Genomic DNA, 22,301 nt, shown 5'->3' on the forward strand with positions numbered 1-22,301 from the left:
GGTCAGATGTCCTCTTCGGTCATCCGGGCAAGGCCGGCGTCGATCCGGTCGAGTTCCGTCGCGAGGACCGGCCCGATGTGGGCGAGCGCATCGGATCCGGTCATCCCGAGGTGTGTCGCGCCGACCGCGTGGGTCTCGATCCGTCCTCGCACGTGGGGGCGCCACGCCTGCGGGGAGGGAGCCTCGGGGGTCGCGTCGTGGGCGGCGGTGAACAGCAGCAGGTCGCCCTCGATCACCCCTGGGGTGTGCGTCTGAGCGAGCCGCGAGAAGTCGCGCGCAGTGGCGATGACCGCGGCAACGCGGTCCGGGCTCAGCGAGCCGAGCGGATGGCCGGATGCGCGCAGTACCTCGACCACGTCCTCCGGGTGCAGGTCCGAGGGACCGGGGAACATGACTTCCGGGTCGCAACCGAAGGCTGCCGCGACGACTTCGCGCACGGACGGTACGGCAGGTGCCGCCGAGCGACCCGCCGGGACGTGCTGTCGGGGGTAGGCATCGAGGACGGCCACGAGGTCGGCCCGTTCTCCCGAGCGGGCCAGTTCCTCCGCGACAGCGTGTACGAGCAGGCCCCCGGCCGACCAACCGAGCAGCCGGTAGGGCCCCTGCGGCTGCACCTTGCGGATGTGCTGGACGTAGCCGGCCGCGATCTGCGCCAACGTGTCCGACCGGGCCTCGGGCCGCGTCAGGGTCTCCGCCTGGAGCGCGAAGACCGGCTGGTCGGCGGGGAGGTGACCCAGCAGGCCACTGTAGGACCAGCCGATCCCGGTCGCGGGATGGATGCACCACAGCGGCGGACGGCTGCCCTGCGCCCGCAGCGGTAGCAGGACGTCGAACGCGTCGAGACAGCTGTCCGAGCCGAGGCGTTGGGCCAGCCCTGCCGGCGTCGGTGCCTCGAAGAGCGTTCGCATGCCCAAGGGGATGCCCAGAACCTCCTGGATGCGGCTGGTGAGGCGGGTGGCGAGGAGGGAGTGGCCGCCGAGGGCGAAGAAGTCGTCGTCGACGCCGATGCCGGATACGCCGAGTACCTCGGTGAACAGGTCGCACAGGACTTGCTCTTGTGGGGTGTGCGGGGGTCGGCCGCTGCCTGCGGCCGTGGTGAAGTCCGGTGCGGGCAGGGCGGCCCGGTCCAGTTTCCCGTTCGGCGTCACCGGCAGCCTGTCCAGGAGCAGGATCGCCGCGGGCACCATGTACTCGGGCAGTTGGGACCGCAGATGCTCACGCAACGTCCCGCTGTCGGCCGTGGCGTCGGCCTCCGGCACCACATAGGCGACGAGCCGGTTGTCGTGTGTGGTGACGGCGGCGTGAGTAACGGTGGGGTGGGTGGTGAGGGTGGCTTCGATCTCGCCGGGTTCGATGCGGTGGCCGCGTACCTTGATCTGCTGGTCGGCGCGGCCGGCGAAGTGGAGTTGTCCGTCGGGTCGCCGGCGGGCGAGGTCGCCGGTGCGGTACATGCGGGTGCCGGGCGGCCCGTAGGGGTCGGCGATGAACCGCTGCGCGGTCAGGCCCGGTCGGCGCAGGTAGCCGCGGGCCAGCCCGGCCCCCGCGACATACAGTTCCCCGGTCACCCCCGGCGGTACCGGCTGCAGCGTGTCGTCCAGGATGTAGGCACGGGAGCCGGGGATCGGCCGCCCGATGGGTGGTGCCGCGTCCGAGGGCGCCAGCGGCTCGCTCATGGTCGCGCACACGGTGGCCTCGGTCGGCCCGTAACCGTTGATCATCCGCCGTCCCGGCGCCCACTGCGCCACCAGGCCCGGCGGGCATGCCTCTCCCGCGACGACCAGCGTCGACACGCTCACGCCGGCGGGGTCGGCCGCGGCCAGTGCGGAGGGTGGCACGGTGGCATGGGTGACGCGCGGGTCGGTGAGGGCGGTCAGGGGGTCGGTGGTGGGGGCGAGGACGAGCGCGGCTCCGGTGAGCAGGGCGGTGAACAGTTCGGACACGGAGGCGTCGAAGCTGGGTGAGGCGAACTGCAGCACGTGGCTGGAGGCGTCGATCGTGAAGCGTTCGGCCTGGGCGGTGACCAGGTTGGCGATGCCGGTGTGGGCGACCACCACGCCCTTGGGCTGCCCGGTGGATCCGGAGGTGTAGATCACGTAGGCCGGGTGCCTGGGGTCGACGGTGATCTCCGGGTCGGTGTCCGGCTGGTCCTGTGTCAGGGCGGTGATGGCGTGCGGGTCGTCGATCACCAGGGCGGGACGCGCGTCGTCGAGCATGTACTCGATCCGCGGCGCTGGGTAGGCGGGGTCCACGGGCAGGTAGGCGGCCCCGGCCTTGAGCACGCCCAGGATGGCGACCACCAGGTCCACGCTGCGGGGCAGGACCAGGGCCACCACGTCCTCGGCCCCGACACCCTTGGAGATCAGTGCGTGCGCGAGCCGGTTGGCCCGTGCGTTCAACTCCCCGTACGTCAGGGTGGTGTTGCCCGTGACCAGTGCGACCGCGTCTGCGGTGGCCCGTACCTGAGCCTCGAACAGCGCTGGCACGGGAGCGGCGGGAGTCCCGGCCGCGGTGGTGTCACCCGCCCCGAGCAGGCACCGCCGCTCATCGGCCGACAACACATCCAGTCGGCTCAACGGCCGGTCGGGTGTCTGGACGGCGGCTTCCAGCAGCCGTACCCAGCGGGCGAAGAGACTTCCGACCGTCTGCCGGTCGAACAGATCGGTGCTGAACTGGATCGAGCCGTCCAGACCGGCCGGGCTGCCGTCCGCACGTTCACGCTCGTCCAGGCTGATGGCGAGATCCGTCTTGGCCGATCCTGACGGCACGGTGACTTCTCTCACCCGCAGGCCGGGCAGGTCGAAGGTGGCGTCGGGGGTGTTCTGGAGGATGAGCTTGAGCTGGAAGAGACGATGGTGGGAGAGGGACCGGCTGAGCGCCTCCACCAAGTGCTGGAGGGACACATCCTGGTGGACGTAGGCGGCGAGCGCGGTCTCGCGGACGCGGTCGAGGAGCTGGGTGAAGGTGGGGTCGCCGGAGGTGTCGGTGCGCAGGACCAGGGTGTTGACGAAGAATCCGACCAGGTTGTCGAGGGCCTGGTCGGTGCGCCCGGCGATGGGGACGCTGATGGGGATGTCGGTACCCGCGCCCAGCTTGGTCAGCAGCGCGGCCAGTCCCGCGTGCAGCACCATGAACAGGCTCGTTCCCGACCGGCGTGCCAACTCGCAGAGCGCCACGTGCAGTTCGGCGCCGATATGCACCGGGATGTCGGCGCCGCGGTACGAGTCGCGGGGAGGCCGGGGCCGGTCGTAGGGGAGCGCCAGTTCGTCGGGGAGGCCGGCCAGGGTCCTGGTCCAGTAGACGAGTTGGCGGCTGAGAAGACTGTCGGGGTCGGCCGGGTCGCCGAGCAGTTGCCGCTGCCACAAGGTGTAGTCGGCATACTGCACAGGCAGGGGCTCCCAGGCGGGCTCCTCGCCCCGGCAGCGGGCGGTGTAGGCGGCTGCCAGGTCCTGGGCCAGGGGTGCCATGGACCAGCCGTCGGCGGCGATGTGGTGGACCAGGACCAGCAGCACGTGTTCGGCGGGTCCGAGCGCGAGCAGCTCCGCGCGCAGCGGGGGCTCCACCTCCAGGTCGAACACGTATCGGGCGGCTTCCGCCAGCCGCGACGAAAGCCCGTCCTCGTCCACTTCGGTGACCCGTAGCGACGGACGTGCTGCGCACGCGTCGATGATCCGCTGGCAGGCAACGCCGTCGATCTCGGGGAAAACGGTGCGCAGGGTGTCGTGCCGGGCCACGACATCGCCCAGCGCCCGCTCCAGCGCGTCCCGGTCGAGCTCGCCGGACAGGCGCAGCGCCAGGGGGATGTTGTAGGTGGCGCCGAGGCCCTCCAGGCGGTCCAGGAACCACAGGCGCTGCTGTACGAACGACAGCGGCAACTTTTCGGGACGCGGCATGGGCAGCAGCGCCGGGCGTACGGACTGTGTGCCGATGTCGAGCCGGGCCGCCAGTTCGGCCACGGTGGGGGCCTCGAACAGCGTGCGTACGGCGAGTTCCGCGCCGAGGGTGGCCCGGATGCGGCTGGTGAGGCGGGTGGCGAGGAGGGAGTGGCCGCCGAGGGCGAAGAAGTCGTCGTCGACGCCGATGCCGGGCACGCCGAGTACCTCGGTGAACAGGTCGCACAGGACTTGCTCTTGTGGGGTGTGCGGGGGTCGGCCGCTTCCCGCGGTCGTGGTGAAGTCCGGTGCGGGCAGTGCGGCTCGGTCCAGTTTCCCGTTCGGCGTCACCGGCAGGCTGTCCAGGAGCAGGATCGCCGCAGGCACCATGAAGGCGGGGAGGCATGTGCGCAGGAAGGCGCGCAGCTCGGCCGGATCCGTCTCGGCCCCGGTCGCCGGTACGACGTAGGCGACGAGCCGGTTGTCGTGTGTGGTGACGGCGGCGTGAGTGACGGTGGGGTGGGTGGTGAGGGTGGCTTCGATCTCGCCGGGTTCGATGCGGTGGCCGCGTACCTTGATCTGCTGGTCGGCGCGGCCGGCGAAGTGGAGTTGACCGTCGGGTCGCCGGCGGGCGAGGTCGCCGGTGCGGTACATGCGGGTGCCGGGCGGCCCGTAGGGGTCGGCGATGAACCGCTGCGCGGTCAGGCCCGGCCGACGCAGGTAGCCGCGGGCCAGCCCGGCCCCCGCGACATACAGCTCCCCGGTCACCCCCGGCGGCACCGGCTCCAGCGCGTCGTCCAGGATGTAGGCACGGGAGCCCGGAACCGGCTGCCCGAGGACGGGGGTCGCGGCGGCGTCGAGCCGTGCGCGTACGGCGTCCACGGTGCACTCGGTCGGCCCGTACATGTTGTGGGCCACCAGTCCGTCCACGGCCCGGAGTTCCTCCCACAGCCGGTCCGGCAGGGCCTCGCCGCCGAGTACGGCCACGCTCGGCCGCCACCGCTCGTCGGTGAACAGACCCCGGTCGGCCAGGACGCGCATGTACGAGGGGGTCACGTCGACGGAGTCGATGCGGTGCTCCACCAGCCACGCCGTGAACCGGTCCGCGTCCGCCCAGGTGGCGGCGTCGACCACGTGCAGTTCATGGCCGTTCATGAGGGCCGCCAGCTGTGCCCAGGAGGCGTCGAAGGACACCGACGCGGTCAGCGCCACGCGCAGGCGCCGCCCTCCGGCCCGGTCCGCCGCGGGAGCGAACACCTGCTGCCCGTACTGGACGGCCATGTCGGCCACGCTCGTGTGCCGGGCGACGACACCCTTGGGCACGCCGGTCGACCCCGAGGTGTAGATCACGTACGCCGGATGGTCGGGCAGCAGCCCCGTCACCGGGTCGGCATCCGGCAGCGTCTTCAGCGTCTCGGCGGTCTCGGGCGCATCGAGCAGCAGGCGCGGCACACCTGGATCCAGCCCGTTCGCGGCGGCGGTGGGGAGGTCGGTCAGGAGCAGCACGGGCCGGGCGTCCTCGACCATGGCGGCGATGCGCGCGGCCGGGTAGGCGGGGTCGAGGGGCAGGTAGGCGGCCCCGGCCTTGAGTACGGCGAGGATGGTCACGATCAGGTCGGCCGAGCGCGGCAGGGCGACGGCGACGACGTCCTCCACCGTGACGCCGCGAGCGGTCAGTGCGTGGGCGAGCCGGTTCGCTCGGGAGTCGAGCTCGGCGTACGTGAGGGTGGCGTCGTCGGCCACGACCGCGAACGAGTCCGGAGTGGTGCGCACCTGGGTGCGGAAGAGCTCGGGGAGTGTGTCCGCGGCCGTCTGCGCCGGCACCACCCGGTCGGTGGCGGCGAGGAGGACGCGGCGCTCGTCGGTGGACAGCACGTCGATGCGGCCGATCGGCCGGTCCGGGTCCTGGACGGCCGCTTTCAGCAGTCGCACCCATCGTGCGGCCAGGTCTTGGACCGTGGCGTGGTCGAACAGGTCGGTGGCGTATTCGATCGCGCAGTCCAGCCCGGCGCACTCGCCGCTCTCGGAGCGCTGTTCCCGGGCGGAGACGTCCAGATCGAACTTGGCCGTCGCGGTCGGCAGCGGGGCGGCGGAGGTCTCCAGGTCCGGGAGGGCGAACTGCCCGGCCTCGGCGGTGTCGACGGAGAGCATCACCTGGAACAGCGGGTGCCGGGCCGGTGACCGGAGCGGGTTGACTGCCTCCACCAGGTGTTCGAAGGGCAGGTCCTGGTGGGCGTAGGCGGCGAGGGCGGCATCGCGGACGCGGTCGAGGAGCTGGGTGAAGGTGGGGTTGCCGGAGGTGTCGGTGCGCAGGACCACGGTGTTGACGAAGAAACCGACCAGGTCGTCGAGGGCCTGGTCCGTGCGCCCCGCGACGGGGCTGCCGATGGGGATGTCGTCACCCGCCCCCAGCCTGAACAGCAGCGCGCTCAGACCCGCGTGCAGCACCATGAACAGGCTCGTCCGCGACCGGCGCGCCAACGCCGCCAACTCCGTGTGCAGCTCGGCGTCGATATCGAAGACAACCTGCGCGCCCTTGTGCGAGGCGACGGGAGGCCGGGGCCGGTCGCAGGGGAGCCTCAGTTCGTCGGGCAGGTCGGCCAGGGCCCGTGTCCAGTACGCGAGCTGCCGTGCGGGAAGGCTGTCCGGACCGGTTTCGGCACCGAGCAGTTCGCGTTGCCACAGGCTGAAGTCGGCGTACTGGACCGGCAGCGGTGCCCACCCCGGCTCCTCGCCAAGGCGCCGGGCGGCGTACGCGGTCGCGAGGTCGCGGCCCAGGGGAGCGATCGACCAGCCGTCGGCCGCGATGTGGTGGATCACGATCAGCAGCACGTGCTCGGTCGGTCCCAGGGCGAACAGCTCCGCGCGCAGCGGGGGTTCGGCGGCCAGGTCGAAGGCGTACTGGGCGGCTTCCGCCAGCCGGTCCGGCAGCTCCGCTCGGCCGACCACGGCCGTGTGCAGCCCTGGCTGGGCCGCAGCGGCTTCCAGTACCCGCTGGCAGGGCTCACCGTCGACTTCGGGGAAGACCGTGCGCAGGCTCTCGTGCCGGGCCACGACATCGCCCAGGGCCCGCTCCAGCGCCTCCGGGTCGAGCCGGCCGTTCAGACGGACTGCCAGCGGGATGTTGTAGGTGGCGTCGGGGCCCTGCATGCGGTGCAGGAACCACAGGCGCCGCTGGGCGAACGACAGCGGCACGGGAACGGGTCGTTCACGGACGGTCAGCACCGGCCGGTCCCGGTCCGCGCCGTCCAACCGGGCCGCCAGGCCGGCGACGGTGGGCGCCTCGAACACCGTGCGCAGGTCGACCTGGGTGCCGAGGGTGGCCCGGATGCGGCTGGTGAGGCGGGTGGCGAGGAGGGAGTGGCCGCCGAGGGCGAAGAAGTCGTCGTCGACGCCGATGCCGGATACGCCGAGTACCTCGGTGAACAGGTCGCACAGGACTTGCTCTTGTGGGGTGTGCGGGGGTCGGCCGCTGCCTGCGGCCGTGGTGAAGTCCGGTGCGGGCAGGGCGGCCCGGTCCAGTTTCCCGTTCGGCGTCACCGGCAGGGTATCCAGCTCCACGAACGCGGAAGGCACCATGTGCGCGGGCAGCTGCGCCCGCGCGTGGTCGCGGAGGAGGGCGATGTCCGTACCCGCCCCGGCCTCCGGCACCACATAGGCGACGAGCCGGTTGTCGTGTGTGGTGACGGCGGCGTGAGTGACGGTGGGGTGGGTGGTGAGGGTGGCTTCGATCTCGCCGGGTTCGATGCGGTGGCCGCGTACCTTGATCTGGTCGTCGGCGCGGCCGGCGAAGTGGAGTTGACCGTCGGGTCGCCGGCGGGCGAGGTCGCCGGTGCGGTACATGCGGGTGCCGGGCGGGCCGTAAGGGTCGGCGATGAATCGCTGGGCGGTCAGGTCCGGTCGGCGCAGGTAGCCGCGGGCCAGCCCGGCCCCCGCGACATACAGCTCCCCGGTCACCCCCGGCGGTACCGGCTGCAGTGCGCCGTCCAGGACATAGACGCGGCACCCGGGGATCGGCCGCCCGATGGGTGGTGCCGCGTCCGAGGGAGCCAGCGGCTCGCTCAGGGTCGCGCCGACGGTGTTCTCGGTCGGCCCGTAACCGTTGATCATCCGCCGTCCCGGCGCCCACTGCGCCACCAGGCCCGGCGGGCATGCCTCTCCCGCGACGACCAGCGTCGACACGCTCACGCCGGCGGGGTCGGCCGCGGCCAGTGCGGAGGGTGGCACGGTGGCATGGGTGACGCGCATGTCGGTAAGGGCGGTCAGGGGGTCGGTGGTGGGGGCGAGGACGAGCGCGGCCCCGGTGAGCAGGGCGGTGAACATCTCCGCTACGGACGCGTCGAAGCTGGGTGAGGCGAACAGCAGGACGCGGCTGGAGGCGTCGATCCCGAACTGCTCCGTCAGGGCGGTGACCAGGTTGGCGATCCCGGTGTGGGCGACCACCACGCCCTTGGGCTGCCCGGTGGATCCGGAGGTGTAGATCACGTAGGCCGGGTGCCGGGGGTCGACGGTGATCTCCGGGTCGGTGTCCGGCTGGTCCTGTGTCAGTGTGGCGAGCGTGTGTAGGTCGTCGATCACCAGGGCGGGACGCGCGTCGTCGAGCATGTACTCGATCCGCGGCGCTGGGTAGGCGGGGTCCACGGGCAGGTAGGCGGCCCCGGCCTTGAGCACGCCCAGGATGGCGACCACCAGCTCCACGCTGCGGGGCAGGACCAGGGCCACCACGTCCTCAGCCCCGACACCTCGGGCGGCGAGTGCGTGCGCGAGCCGGTTGGCCCGTGCGTTCAACTCCCCGTACGTCAGGGAGGTGTTGCCCGTGACCAGCGCGACCGCGTCTGCGGTGGCCCGTACCTGAGCCTCGAACAGCGCTGGCACGGGAGCGGCGGGAGTCCCGGCCGCGGTGGTGCCACCCGCCCCGAGCAGCCACCGCCGCTCATCGGCCGACAACACATCCAGCATGCCAACCGGCAGACCGGGATCGCAGACCGCCATGTCCGCCAGGAGGCGTAGCAGCCGCTGCTGATGGTCCGCGAGGTCGGCGTCGCCGTACATCTCGGGCGCGGCGTGCAGTTCCAGGTGCAGGCCGACGTCGTCCCGGCGGTCCCACACCGCGACCATCAGGTCCATGAGCAGTCCGGCAGAGACGTTGTGCGCGGTGCACCGGTGGCCGGCGAAGGTGATGTCGTAGTTGAACCCCATGAGGTTGACCACCGGTGAGAACGCCGAGCCGGCACGGCGGGGCAGACCGAGGTCGCGGAACAGGTCCTCGCCGCGGTAGCGCTGGTGCGCCACCGCCTCGCGCAGCCGGTCGTCGACCTGGGCCAGCAGGTCTTCCAGCGGCATGTCGGGTCGCACGGTCAGCCGTACGGGCACCCCGCCCGCCAGCATGCCCGGCGTGGTGCGGGACGCTCGGTCCAGGCGGCCGGACACGGCCAGCCCGACCGTCACGTCCCGAGCGCCCGTCAGTCGGTGCGCGTACAGCGCCACCGCGGCGACCACGAACCGGTTCGGAGGGACGTCGGCGCGCCAAGCCGCCGCCCGAAGCGCCTTCTGGCGCGGGAGCGGTCGCACGCCGGTTGTGCGGGCGGGCCCGAGAGCCGGCCGCCCGGAGGACGGCCCCTGCACCGCGGGGCCGGGGTCCGGTGCCGCGAACCCCGGACGAGGTGGAATCGCTACCGTCTGCGTCCAGCCGGAGAGCCGCTCCGTCCAGTACTCCCGGTCGACGGCGCAGTCCTGGGACGCGCGGTAGTCCTGGTCGGCCTGGACCAGGGCCGACAACGGTCCGAAGGGACTAGGGCCCGCTTCCTCCCCACGGGCCAGGGCCGTGTACACCTCGGCGGTTCGGCGTGCCATGAGGGAGAGGCCGAACGCGTCCATGACCGCGTGGTGGTAGGTGTGACACCACCAGAACCGGTCCGGCGCCAGCCGGAGCAGCGCGAAGCTGAACAGCGGGCCGGAGGCCAGGTCCATGGGCCGGGCCATGTCCTCGGCGATCCATGTGCGTGCCGTCGCCTCCGGGTCGGATTCCTCGCTGACGTCGACGAGCGACAGCGACCAGCGCCGCTCGCGTCTCAGAAGCTGCTCCGGGCCGTTCTCGCCGGGCACCACCTGGACCCGTAGTGCGTCGGTCTCGGCCACGACCTGGCGCAGCGCTGCCTCGAACACGGTGGTGTCGACCGGCCCGCGGATGTCCAGGTACTCGCCCATACGGAGCGCGGCGCCCGCGCTCGGGGAGTGCTGGTCGGCTAGCCAGACCTCGCGCTGTGCTGCGGTCAGCGGCAGGACCTCGGCAGGCGAATCCGCAGTGCACTCCACGGTCGGTGCCGAGCTGGTGGAGAGCTCATGAGAGAACACGGGGCAACCTCCTGCAGTGTCCGAGATTCCTGCCCACGCCCACACCATTTCCGACGGAGCAGTACCGAGTGCGGCCCGAAAGACGACACACCCACACAACGAAGAAAGAGACCCCGCATGGCAGGGCCTTTCGATCTTGCACTCATCGTGCCAGCTGCGAGAGTGGGTTCCGACACCTGCACGTCATTATCACCCGAATGCAGGCAGTACCGAGACCGCAGTAGCACTAACCTGCTTTATCCGCCCGGCGATATTCGTGATTCTGGCTCAACTTCGGCTGTTCTAAGGGCATTTGAGCTGCTGCAGAGCAGTGGTGAAAGCCTCTCCGGGGCGGTGTCGTGAACGGTCTGGATTGCTTTCGGAATTAGAAGTTCCCGCGTCTCCATTCTCACCAGTGATGAACCCTTTCTGCTGCGAGAATCTCGCCACTGATGAACCCTTTCTGCTGCGAGCGGCGCAGTGCATTTCTTTGTGGAATTCGATCCATTGCTCTGGCAGTGCCCCGGCTCCTCGGTCGATCACGTCAGCGCGTCGCTGCCTGTTCAGCGGACGGAATACGCCATCCTGCGTGTGACGCCACTGCGCGCCGCGCTGCCATGGGCCGGGTGCGGGAAGGAGAACGGCTGCATGACACCTCCGCCTCGGGCTTCGCACCATGCACTGGATGCCGATCCGTCACGGCAGGCCGTCGAGTTCACCGCAGACCCGTCCCTCCTCGAGGAGGCTCGCCGCTCGGCACCCGAAGCGGTTGCCCTGCGCCGCGCGGTGCACCGTGATCCGGAGCTGGGTCTCGACCTGCCGCAGACGCAACGCCTGGTGCTGGGCGCGCTCGACGGCCTCGGCCTGGAGATCCGCACCGGCCGCGGGCTGTCCTCCGTCACCGCGGTCCTCACCGGGGCGGCCGACGGCCCGACGATCCTGCTGCGCGCCGACATGGACGCCTTGCCGGTCGCCGAGGAGACCGGCCTGCCGTTCGCCTCGCGGACCCCCGGGCTCATGCACGCGTGCGGCCATGACGCTCACACGGCGATGCTCGTGGGCGCCGCACGGCTGCTCGCCGAACGGCGCGAAAGAATCGCCGGACGCGTGGTGTTCATGTTCCAGCCTGGCGAGGAGGGGCATCGGGGAGCCCGCCACATGATCGACGAGGGTGTGCTGGAGGCGTCCGGCCGCAGAGCCGACGCCGCCTTCGCCCTCCATGTGCACCCCAACCTGCCCGCGGGCGCGCTGCGGTTGCGCGCCGGTCCGCAGCTGGCGGCCTCCGACCGCTTCCGGGTCCTCGTACGCGGGCGCGGCGGCCATGCCTCCGCGCCGCACACGACGTGCGACCCGGTGCCTGTGGCCTGCGAGATCGTGCTGGCGTTGCAGACGTTGGTCACCCGCAGCCTGTCGGTCGATGACAAGGCCGTTCTGAGCGTGACCCGCCTGACCGCGGGTACGGTCACGGGCATCATCCCGGACACCGCGGAGCTGGGCGGTACCCTGCGCACCCTGTCCGAGCCGACCCGGAAGAGACTGCACGAGGGGATCACCAGGGTGGCCGAGGGCGTGGCCGCCGCCCATGGAGCCGAGGCCGAGGCGACCGTCGAGCCGGATTATCCGGCCACCTTCAACGACCCCGGGTTCACCGACTTCGTCCTGCGCACGGCCGCGGGCGCGCTCGGGACAGAGAACGTGGACGTCCTGACGGCCACGCAGATGGCGTCGGAGGACTTCTCCTACGTCCTCGGGGCAGTCCCCGGCGCCCTGGCCTTCCTCGGCGTGTGCCCACCGGGCCTGACACCGGACGAGGCCCCGCCACTGCACTCGCCACGCATGGACATGGACGAGAACGCGATCGCGGCGGGCATCGCCTGCCACGCAGCCGTGGCGCTGGCCTTCCTCGCCGGAGACGGACCAGACCCCGCACCGTGACGGCCCCCGACACGCGCACCGCTGCCCCCGCCTCCGACGAAGTCGCCCCCCTCAGCCCCATTATCTTCTTCGCGGTCCTGCAAGAGGGCCGCTGGCCTGCGGGCCCGGCATGACTGTGTCCCCCTGTCGGACGGATGACCTGGGGGGTGGTCCTACGTTGTTGATGGGTCGGATGGGCTGTCGTACGTTCCAGAGGATCCAGTGGCCCCGGGGTATGGCTTGGGGGTGGTTGCCTTCAATGGTTCCTGTGACACCTGGCCGCCCGGGACCGCACGACGACTCGACCACTGATGAGGAGCTGCGAGCCCTCGGGTATCGCTGAGTAGGACCATGCTGGAGGGGTCGTCCGGATCGAAGTGCGTCGCACGACCGGAGGAGACCATGGCCTGGAACGGGCGGGAACCGATATCGGCACGGCGGGGCGGGCCGACCGCGGAGCGACGAGTGTTCCGCGAGCACATCCGGATGCAGGCGGCCGAGTTATTCGCTCCGGGACACGCCAACGCCCTGATCGCGGACGCCCCTATTACAGGGGGTCGGTAGAGACCGTCCTGACCAGGTTGAAGACCTCGCGGGCGGCATATCGCTTGAGGCATCGGATGATCTCACACCGAGTCTCCTTGAAGAACGACCCCATCCCACGGGCGAGCTGTCGAGCCACGCATCAAGCCTTCCGAGCAGGGCGATGGGCGGCGCAGCAGACCCCTGCCGCAGGTGCAGGTCAGCAAGCCGGACACCGTCCGGCCTGATGCTGACCTTTCGCTGACCTGGAGGCGGCGATCAGGGCCCTGACCTGCGGAAACACCCAAGCGCTAGATCTTGGACTTGAACATGGATACGAAGCATGCAGTGCTCCCAGAGGTCGGCTCCCTGCCTGCTTCCTGCAGGTCAAGGGCGTTCCCGCACTCTACAACGACACGCTTTGGCGACGTATGGCCGACCCTGTTTCGGTACTGCAGCTGATCCGCGACGAATGTCAAAACGGCGCTGACTCCAGCATCATCCTGCTCCGTTTCGGCGGGTATGCCTCTCGCGGCCAAGGGAGTCGATCCCGTGGCCAGGACGTTCACTGGCAGGGCAACGCCTCTCAGCCGTTGCGACGCACGAAGGCGGCCTTGCGGGCCTCGGCGAGCTTGCGGGCCTCGCCGGCCTTTCGTGACTTGCCGCCGGCGCCGCGGGAGGTGTCCTTGCTGGTGCCGAGGCCGCGGAAGGGAACGTTGGTGTTCTTGGGCCGGGGGACGGCGGGCCCGCCGTCGAGCGGGGTCCCGGAGGGAGCCTTGGCACCGGTGATCCGGCTCAGCTCCGCCTCGCCCGAGCGCACCTTGGTGACGGTTGCCTCGATACCGGCCCCGGCCAGCATGCGGCTCGTCTCGCGGCGCTGGCCCGCCAGCACGAGCGTGACCACGCTGCCGGACTCACCGGCGCGGGCGGTGCGGCCCGCCCGGTGCACATAGTCCTTGGGGTCGGTGGGCGGGTCGACGTTGACCACGAGATCGAGGTCGTCGACGTGCAGGCCACGGGCCGCGACATTGGTCGCCACAAGAACGGTGATCTGGCCGTTCTTGAACTGTGCCAGGGTCCGTGTGCGCTGTGGCTGTGACTTGCCGCTGTGCAGGGCCCCGGCGTGCACCCCGCTGGCCCGCAGATGCCGGGTGAGCTGGTCGACGGCGTGCTTGGTGTCGAGGAACAGCAGTACGCGGCCGTCGCGGGCGGCTATCTCCGTGGTGACGGCGTAGCGGTCAGGGCCGTGGACGACCAGAACGTGGTGCTCCATCGTCGTGACCGTGCCCGCGGACGGGTCGACCGAGTGGACGACGGGGTCGTGGAGGTAGCGGCGGACCAGCTGATCGACGTCGCGATCCAGAGTGGCCGAGAACAGCATCCGCTGACCGTCGGGGTGCACCTGGTCGAGGACGTCGACAACCTGCGGCAGGAATCCCATGTCGCACATCTGGTCGGCCTCGTCCAGCACGGTGATCCTCACCCGTCCCAGGCGGCAGGCGTTGCGCTCGATCAGGTCGTGCAGGCGTCCGGGGGTGGCGACGACCACCTCGGCTCCCTGGCGCAGTGCGGCGACCTGCCGGCCGATCGACATGCCGCCGACGACCGTGGCCGTCCGCAGCCGCAGTGCCTCGGCGTACGGCACCAGCGCCTGGGTGACCTGTTGGGCCAGTTCCCGGGTGGGCACGAGGATCAGAGCGAGGGGCTGCTTCGGTTCGGCGCGCCGCCCGGCCGTACGGGTCAGCAGCGGCAGGCCGAAGGCGAGCGTCTTCCCCGATCCGGTGCGCCCGCGTCCGAGGACGTCGCGCCCCTTCAGGGCATCGGGCAGTGTGGCGGCCTGGATCGGAAAGGGCTCGCGCACCCCGAGTCCGCTCAGGGTCCGAACCACCTCCACCGGCAGTTCCAGACCGGCGAAGGAGACGGCCGGGGGCAGCGCCGGGGTCGTGGCCCCGGGCTGGGCGGGACCGCTGTGAGCGATGCCGGAGTCATCGGGATGCTTCATGAACTGCCTTCCGCAGGGGAACGTACCGAGGAAGGCCCGGCAGGAGGGAACAGCTCACGCACAAGCGGAACCGAACAGGCAGAATCGCCCACCGCGACGACCACGCAAAAGCACGACAGTAACACAAGGCATCGCGCCGTGACACCGATCACTGCCCGGCCAGGTGCTCACCGCCGGGCTGTCCACCCACCCTCGGTCCGTGCGGCCGCCCACAGTGCGATCTGGGTGCGGGAGCGCAGGCCCAGCTTGTCGCGCACCTTGTCCAGGTGGGTGGCGACGGTATGGACCGAAAGACCGAGCCGGTCCGCAATCTGGCGGTTGGTCAGCCCTTCGACGACGAGTTCGGCCACCGTGGACTCCCGTGCGGTGAGCGGGAACCGATCGTCTGTGGCCCGGACATCACGCCGCGTTCGGTGGTCCCCGCTCCCTGCCCCGAGCGCGTACGCGACCAGCCGCTCTCCGCGCAGTCCACGGGCACCGGCGACGGCAGCCTCCCGTTCCGCTGCCGACAGCTGTGTCCGGGCACGCGCCGCCGCCTGTTCCATCCTGTGCCGCCAGGGACCCTCGGGCTCGGTGTCCAGGCGGCGCCGTGCCTGCGCGCTCGCCTCGTACAGCCGCAGTGCACGCCGCATGTCGCCGCTCTCCGCGGCCACGAGGGCCAGGCCCTCCACGGGGTACAGGGCATGGAAACTGGCTCCTGGAGCGATCCGCAGCACCTCGGCGAACAAGGTCTCCGCACTGCGCAGACGCCCCAGGGCCAACCGTACGGCCCCCGCGGTGTGCAGCGCGGCCGCGGTCCGGGGCCACGGCGCCTGCTCCCTCAGCACGGGCAGACACCGTGACATCAGGTCGTCGGCCTCCAGCTCCCCGCCGGCCTGAAGCAGCGCCCAGGCCAGGTGATGGCTGCACCAAGCAGTGTCCTGCGGCGTGCCGAAGGAGGCGACGACCTCCAGACATTCCCTCAGATCCGCGACGGCCTCGGCGAACTCACCGCGGCACAGTCGCGCCGCCGCCCGGGCGTCCAGGGCGTTGGCGAGTCCGGCGGGGTCACGGCGCATCCGCTCGCTCTGCACCGCCTGCTCGCCCAGGCGCAGGGCCTCTTCCGGATCGGCCTGCTGGCAGGCCACGCGTGCGGCGAGCGCCGGCACCTGCCCACCCAGCGCCCGGCCCCCGGGTCCCCGCAGCAGTCCGGTGAGTAACGCACGGGCGGCCGACGGCTGCTCCTGCTGGTAGTGCACACGCGCCAACTCCAGTGTCAGCCGCACCCGTACGGCATCGCCGTGGTCGGCGCTGCAGGCCAGTACCGAGGCGAGATTGTCCCGTTCCGCCGCGAGCGGGCTGCCGGCCTGGTCGGCGAACACCTCCCCGCGGCCCCGCCCGGCCAGCTCGGTCAGCCACGCGAGCGCCCGGTGCACGGTGGCGTGCAGCTCGCCGGATGCGCGCAGACGGTCCAGGGCGCAGACACGGATGGCGCTCAACTGCCTGAAGCGTGTGGGCGCCGTATCTCCCGGCAGACGTACGACGAGCGACTTCGCCTCCAGGGCGCGCAGGATGCGGAAGACCTGCCGCCGGCCCATGCCGTCCCCGGCGCAGACTGTTTGGGCGGCGGTCGCGTCGAACCCGCCGACCAGGACCGAGAGGCGCCGGAAGACCGTCTGCTCGGCCGGATCCAGCAGCCGATGGCTCCAATCGACCGCTGCGGCCAGCCCGCTGTGGCGTGCGGGTCCGGTTCGGCTTCCCCCGGTCAGGAGGTCGAGCTGGGAGAACTGGTCCTGCAGCCCCGCCAGGATGTCGCTCAGCGCGAGCGCACCGACGTGGCGGGCCGCGAGTTCGACGGCGAGCGCCAGGCCGTCCAGGCGCCGGCAGATCTCGGCCACCAGGTGGCTGTTGCCCCGATGGAGTGCGAACCCCGGGGAATTGCTCGCGGCACGGTCGACGAAGAGCCGTACGGCCTCGGACCGCATGAGGGCCGTCACATCGTCAGCGGCGTCGGACGGCGGCAGGGACAGCTCGCCGACCCGGAAGACGGTCTCTCCGGGCACCCTCAGGGCCTCCCGGCTGGTGGCCAGGATCCGTAGCCGGGGGCAGCGGCCCAGCAGGGTCGCAGCCAACCGGGCGCACGGCTCGGCCAGATGCTCGCAGTTGTCCAGGACCAGCACCCGCGGGGCGTCACCGATCGCCCGGACCAGCACGTCGACGCCGGTCCGGCCCGCTCGCTCACCCACCCCCAGCGCGGCGGCCAGGGACTGCGTCAGCAGCGCGCTGTCCTGGAGTGATGCGAGTTCCACGAGGTCGACTCGTGCGAAGCGCTTCGGCAATGCCTTGGCGAACTCCAGCACCAGCCGGGTCTTGCCCACACCGCCGGCACCGGTGAGCGTGAGGAGGCGCGAACTCCTCAGGAGAATGCGCAGGCACGACAGCTCGTGCTGCCGGCCGACGAAGGAGTCGAGCGCCGGCGGCAGGACGCTCCCACCGGCAGTCGGGACCGCAACCGCGACGTTCGAAGCCGCCCGTCGCCGCAGTGCCCGCTGCCGGCAGGCGCTGGAACAGTACCGAGCCGGCCGACCCCCGTGCGGCCTCACGATCAGCGCCGCACCGCACACCTCACATGTTCGACTCCGGCTCATCTCCGTTTCCTGGCCGCACCGCCCGGGAACGAAACCATCGCCTTCGGCCATGTGTCTCTGCGCGATGGCCAACATCTCTGCACGATGGCCGACACCGTTGCGGGGCCGGCCACCACGGGCATCCCGTGCGTCAGGGTGTGGCGGCGGGGTCGATGCCGAGTACGACGGTTCCGGTCACGCCCTTGCCGAGGTCGCCGCCTGCCTGAGTGAGGGTCAGCAGGGTCGAGGAGCCGCCGTTGCGGTAGATGCCGTCCCGCGCGTTGAGCGTGCGGGTGGCCGTGTTGTTCCGGTACGGGGACAGGGCGGCGATCCTGGTGTTGTACGCCTCCGGGAAGTAGAGCTGGCCCGTGTGGGACACGTGGCCGCCGTGGTACGTCCCGTTGGACACGGTGCCTCCCGCATGCGTCTTGACGTGGATGTGGAGGGCCCGGCCGACGTACCAGCCGGGGTAGACGGTGGTGAACTCCGCGACACCGGTGGAGTCGGTCAGCTGGACGCCGCGCAGGAATGTCGTGTCCGGGGTGGAACCTCCGGCCACATAACCGGAGTAGACCCCGAGCGCGTCGCAGTGCCAGATGTCGACCGCCGTCTGGGGCAGCGGGGCGCAGGTCGCCGCGTCGACCACCGTCACGCGCAGGGTCAGCGGAACGCCGGCCTTCCCCTCCGTGATGTTCTTGCGGACCGTCTCCAGGTCCAGGTAGTACGGCCCCTCGGTCTGTTCGGGCGTGAGGACGCAGTCGGCGGCCGGCCGGGCCGCGGCCCGGTGCTCGGTGGCGGCGGTCGCCTGCGTGGCGGCGAGACCCAGCGCGGCCACGCCGAGGGTGGCGCCGCCCAGGGTGGCTATGACGGACCTGCGGGTGGCACCTGCGGGAACGTCCGACGGCTCGAGGTCGCGCTGCGGCTCCGCGGTGTTGTGGTGGGGGATGTCAGTCATGGTGCGAGCATGACGCCTGCGGCGACCCACGGGATCGCACGGACGACCCACGGAGCCACCGCGTTACGAAACCACGGGACCGGCCTGAGCACGCTGGTGCGACGATCAGCGGTGACAGGTCACCCATCCGCCCTGGGTGCCCAGCCGGGCGGCCCGAACAGATACCCGACCCGGTCGCGCCAGCGGCGCGCCGCGCGGACGTCGCGCCAGGCGGCCGCGAACTCGTGGAAGGCCACCCGCACCGGGTTGTAGGTGTCGATGTTCTTCGTCAGGCCGTACGCCACCCGCACGCCTTCCGGTTCGAACGTGCCGAAGAGCCGGTCCCAGACGATGAGGATGCCGCCGTAGTTGCGGTCCAGGTAGACCTTGTTGGAGCCGTGGTGAACGCGGTGGTGGGAGGGCGTGTTGAAGAACCACTCCACCGGCCGCCCCAGCTTGTCCACCCGCTCGGTGTGCAGGAAGAACTGGTAGACGAGGCTGAAGGCCTGCTGGAGCAGGATCATCCACGGCGGGATGCCGAGCAGTGCCAGCGGCAGCCAGAAGGGCAGCCCCGTCATCGGCGTCCAGCTCTGGCGCAGGGCGGTCGAGAGGTTGAAGCGGAGGCTGGAGTGGTGGACCACATGGCTCGCCCACAGCACCCGTACCCGGTGGTGGGCGCGGTGGAAGGCGTAGTACGCCAGGTCGTCACCGAAGAACAGCAGCACCCACGTCCACGCGGAGGACGGCGACAGGTGCCAGGGGGCGACGGCGAAGAGAGCCGCGTACACCACGATCGTCGCCGCCTTCCACGGCACCGCGACGACCTGGCTGCCGGCGCCCATGGACATGCTGGTGACGGTGTCCCGCAACTCGTAGCCGCGCTCGTCGTCGTCCGGGAGGAAGCGGTAGGACAGTGCCTCGACGACGACCAGCAGCACGAACGCCGGTATCGCGTAGACCACGGCCGGGATCATGTCAGCGCACCGCCTTCCGCGGCGTCGCGGGCACACTGCGGGACAGCAGCTCGCGCGCCAGCCGTTCGGCCGCCTCGGACTCGCGTGCGGCGATGTGGGCCGCCAGCCGCTGATGTGCTTCGACGTCGAGGAGTTCCGCGGCCCGCAGGTCGTCCGGCACGACGGCCACCGGGAGTGTGCCGTCCACCAGGCTGTTGAAGGCCAGCAGGTAGGCGACGTTGCCGGAACCCTCCACGACCAACCGCCACCAGGCGACGTCCGCATCGCCGAGCTCGGTCAGATCGGGCCCGGTGTGCGCGTACCGGCCCGCGGCCTCGACGATCTCCCCGGCGGTGTCCTCGGAGCACCGGATCGCGCACAGCCGGGCCGCGTCGGCGCCGATGCACGCCCGCATCTCCAGGGCGTCGCGGGCGAGGTCCTCCACCGAGGGCCCGGCGTCGGCCGCCGCGATGCCCATGGCGAGGTCGAGGCCGGCGGTGTGCCGCCAGTCCAGGACGAGCGTGCGGCCGCCGTGGCTGACCTCGACCAGCCGTGCCTGCTGAAGCCGCTTGACGGCCTCTCGGACGGCATGCCGGTTCACCCCGAACTCGGCTGCCAGATCCCGTTCGGCCGTGAGCGCGGCACCGGCCGGCAGTTCCCCGCCGAGGATCCTGTCGCGCAGCAGGGCGAAGAGCTGGTCGGAGACCGCCTCGCGCCGGATGGGTCCATGGCTCATGGCGATCAGGGTGAAGGCGACCGGCTCACTGGTCAACTGGTTGGACCAGTATTTCTGCGGCGTTCCGCGCGCACAGATCGCGATCGGCGGACCGCCGCGGCGAACCGTCACCGCCGCACGACCGCGTTCACCAGCGCCCCGGTTCGGTGACCCACGTCACACCCGACCCCTGTCAGCAATCCGGGCGCGGTCTCGTTCAAGGGGCACGCGAACGAGACAGGAGCAACGCCATGAAGCACCGCATCGTCGTACTCGGCGCCGGATACGCCGGGGCCTTCGCCGCCGGAAACCTGGCGCGCCGGCTCTCACCCGTCGACACCGAGATCACCGTCGTCAACGCCGAGCCCGACTTCGTCGAGCGGATGCGCCTCCACCAGCTCGCGATCGGCCAGGACCTCGCGTTCCGCAAACTCGCCGACGTGTTCGCCGGTACCGCGGTGCGGCTGCGCCTGGCACGCGTCACCGGCGTCGACCCCGAGCGCGGGACCGTCGCCGTGACCGGCGAGGACGGCGACGGCGAACTCGCGTACGACACGCTGCTCTACGCGCTGGGCAGCTCCGCGGCCCACCATGGCGTCCCCGGCGTGGCCGAGTACGCCTTCGATGTGACCGGCCGGTCCTCGGCGCTGCGGCTGCGCGAGCGCCTGGCCGATCTGGGCAAGGGCGGCACCGTGCTGGTCGTCGGTGAGGGGCTGACCGGTATCGAGACCGCCACCGAGTTCGCCGAGTCGCGGCCCGACCTCTCGGTCGCGCTCGCCGCCCGCGGCGAGCTGGGCGCCTGGCTCTCCCCGAAGGCCCGTCGTCACCTGTGCCAGGCCTTCGACCGGCTCGGCATAACCGTCCACGAGCACACCGGAATCGAAGCCGTCGAGCCGACGCGGGCGCTAGCCGCCGACGGTACGGCCATCCCGGCCGACGTGACCGTGTGGTCGGCCGGGTTCGCCGTGCACCCCATCGCGGCCGCCAGCGGCCTGGAGGTCGCCGCGACCGGCCAGATCGTCGTCGACCGCACCATGCGCTCGGTCTCGCACCCGGACGTCTACGCCGCCGGTGACTGCGCCTACGCGATCGGGGAGAACGGCCGGCCGCTGCCGATGTCCTGCGCCTCGGCCGGCTACACCAACATGCAGGCGACCGCCGCGATCATCGCGCGTCTGACGGGCGGCAAGGTTCCGACCACCGACCTGAAGTACTACGGCAACCACATCAGCCTCGGGCGTCGGGACGCGATCTTCCAGATGGTGGACGGGGACGTCCGGTCGAAGTCCTGGTACCTGGGCGGCCGGCCCGCCGTGTGGTTCAAGTCGAGCGTGCTCAAGGGGGCCGGGTGGGCCATCGTCCACCCGACCTTCGGCATGCCGAAGCGCAAGCGCCGCCTGGCCACCGCGCCCGACCGGGCCGGTGTGAGGGCCGCCGCCGCATAGGCTGCTCCGCATGGACAGTGCAGCCGTCGATCGGTTCGAGGCCAGCCGGGGCCGGCTGGCCTCGCTCGCGTACCGCCTGCTCGGTTCGGCGGCCGACGCCGAGGACGCCGTGCAGGACACGTTCCTGCGCTGGCAGGCTGCGGACCGCGAACGGGTCGAGGTGCCGGAAGCGTGGCTGACCAAGGTCGCCACCAATCTCTGCCTCGACCGGCTCCGCTCGGCGCAGGCGCGCCACGAGCGAGCGGCCGGTGCCTGGCTGCCCGAGCCGCTCCTGGAGGGCGACCCGATGCTCGGCCCGGCCGACACCTTCGAGCAGCGCGAATCGGTGTCCTTGGCCGTGCTGACCCTCATGGAGCGCCTCTCGCCGGTCGAGCGGGCCGCCTACGTCCTGCGCGAGGCCTTCTCGTACCCCCACGCCGAGATCGCCGGGATCCTCGACATCACCGAGTCCGCGAGCCAGCAGCACGTCCACCGGGCCCGACGCCGGGTCGCCGCCGAGCGCCGCGGCGGCGGCGAGGTGGACCCCGCGTCCGCGCGCCGGATCGTCGAGGAGTTCCTCGCCGCCGCCACGTCGGGGCGCACCGAACGGCTGGTGGCGCTGCTCACCGACGACGTGTCGGCGGTCTCGGACGGCGCCGGACTGGCCAAGCGGCTGCTGCGGTACACGACGCGCGAGCGCGTCGCCTCCTACGTGCGGGCCGGCTTCAAACCCACGCCGGCGAAGCGGCGGCTGGCCGGCGGCTCCCCCGCGTTCCACATCGCGCTGGTCAACGGCTCCCCGGCCGTCGTCGCCGTGGTCGACGACCGGGTCGTGGGCGCCGTGGCGTTCGACGTCAGCGGCGGCAAGGTCGCGTCCCTGCACGGCATCGCCGCCGCGAACCGGCTCGCGCGCCTCAACGAGGCCTGGCGGCAGCACGAACCCGACGCACCGGTCATCAACGCATGGTGACCTGGGGCGGAGCGAGGACAGCACCCCAGGTGACGATCCTGGGACCGGCTGCCTGCTCC

The 22,301-nt window shown here is 71.4% G+C and carries 9 protein-coding genes; 3 read left to right on the top strand and 6 right to left on the bottom strand.

Annotated features, from left to right (window positions below):
* Positions 1-2: 2 nt before the first annotated feature.
* Positions 3-10,223: an amino acid adenylation domain-containing protein gene (locus tag ACWC0C_RS05840; RefSeq protein WP_450861900.1), complete on the bottom strand. Its 10,221-nt coding sequence runs from the start codon at positions 10,221-10,223 to the stop codon at positions 3-5.
* 627 nt (positions 10,224-10,850) lie between these two features.
* Here ACWC0C_RS05840 and ACWC0C_RS05845 point away from each other — a divergent pair.
* The gene (locus ACWC0C_RS05845; RefSeq protein ID WP_450861902.1) at positions 10,851-12,137 is read left to right on the top strand and encodes a M20 metallopeptidase family protein; all 1,287 of its coding nucleotides are present in this window, start codon (positions 10,851-10,853) and stop codon (positions 12,135-12,137) included.
* Positions 12,138-13,224: 1,087 nt separating this feature from the next.
* On the opposite strand, the gene ACWC0C_RS05850 is transcribed toward ACWC0C_RS05845, so the two are convergent.
* The 5 genes from ACWC0C_RS05850 to ACWC0C_RS05870 form a co-directional block, all read right to left on the bottom strand.
* A complete protein-coding gene (locus ACWC0C_RS05850) occupies positions 13,225-14,640 on the bottom strand; it encodes a DEAD/DEAH box helicase (RefSeq protein ID WP_450861903.1) in 1,416 nt (471 codons plus the stop codon).
* 167 nt (positions 14,641-14,807) lie between these two features.
* The gene (locus ACWC0C_RS05855; protein WP_450861905.1) at positions 14,808-17,342 is read right to left on the bottom strand and encodes an ATP-binding protein; all 2,535 of its coding nucleotides are present in this window, start codon (positions 17,340-17,342) and stop codon (positions 14,808-14,810) included.
* Positions 17,343-17,397: 55 nt separating this feature from the next.
* Positions 17,398-18,201: an intradiol ring-cleavage dioxygenase gene (locus ACWC0C_RS05860; protein ID WP_449201647.1), complete on the bottom strand. Its 804-nt coding sequence runs from the start codon at positions 18,199-18,201 to the stop codon at positions 17,398-17,400.
* Positions 18,202-18,320: 119 nt separating this feature from the next.
* Positions 18,321-19,154 (bottom strand): sterol desaturase family protein, encoded by an 834-nt coding sequence (locus tag ACWC0C_RS05865; protein WP_450861907.1) that lies wholly within the window; start codon positions 19,152-19,154, stop codon positions 18,321-18,323.
* 1 nt (position 19,155) lies between these two features.
* Positions 19,156-19,869, bottom strand: coding sequence for a FadR/GntR family transcriptional regulator (locus ACWC0C_RS05870; protein ID WP_450861909.1), 714 nt, complete (start codon positions 19,867-19,869; stop codon positions 19,156-19,158).
* A gap of 230 nt (positions 19,870-20,099) precedes the next feature.
* Between ACWC0C_RS05870 and ACWC0C_RS05875 the strand changes: the two genes are divergently transcribed.
* Together ACWC0C_RS05875 and ACWC0C_RS05880 are read left to right on the top strand one after the other, a co-directional pair.
* Entirely contained in the window at positions 20,100-21,293 is a 1,194-nt protein-coding gene (locus tag ACWC0C_RS05875) for an NAD(P)/FAD-dependent oxidoreductase (protein WP_450861910.1), read from the top strand.
* A gap of 10 nt (positions 21,294-21,303) precedes the next feature.
* Complete coding sequence (locus ACWC0C_RS05880) at positions 21,304-22,242, top strand: sigma-70 family RNA polymerase sigma factor (protein WP_450861912.1); 939 nt, start codon at positions 21,304-21,306, stop codon at positions 22,240-22,242.
* The last annotated feature ends 59 nt before the right edge of the window (positions 22,243-22,301 follow it).

The organism is Streptomyces sp. NPDC001709 (assembly GCF_053596375.1).

Excerpts from the sequence above, each read along its gene's own strand:
- ACWC0C_RS05845 (WP_450861902.1), top strand. The coding sequence starts at position 10,851 with ATGACACCTCCGCCTCGGGCTTCGCACCATGCACTGGATGCCGATCCG.
- ACWC0C_RS05850 (WP_450861903.1), bottom strand. The coding sequence starts at position 14,640 with ATGAAGCATCCCGATGACTCCGGCATCGCTCACAGCGGTCCCGCCCAG.
- ACWC0C_RS05855 (WP_450861905.1), bottom strand. The coding sequence starts at position 17,342 with ATGTTGGCCATCGCGCAGAGACACATGGCCGAAGGCGATGGTTTCGTT.
- ACWC0C_RS05860 (WP_449201647.1), bottom strand. The coding sequence starts at position 18,201 with ATGACTGACATCCCCCACCACAACACCGCGGAGCCGCAGCGCGACCTC.
- ACWC0C_RS05865 (WP_450861907.1), bottom strand. The coding sequence starts at position 19,154 with ATGATCCCGGCCGTGGTCTACGCGATACCGGCGTTCGTGCTGCTGGTC.
- ACWC0C_RS05870 (WP_450861909.1), bottom strand. The coding sequence starts at position 19,869 with ATGAGCCATGGACCCATCCGGCGCGAGGCGGTCTCCGACCAGCTCTTC.
- ACWC0C_RS05875 (WP_450861910.1), top strand. The coding sequence starts at position 20,100 with ATGAAGCACCGCATCGTCGTACTCGGCGCCGGATACGCCGGGGCCTTC.
- ACWC0C_RS05880 (WP_450861912.1), top strand. The coding sequence starts at position 21,304 with ATGGACAGTGCAGCCGTCGATCGGTTCGAGGCCAGCCGGGGCCGGCTG.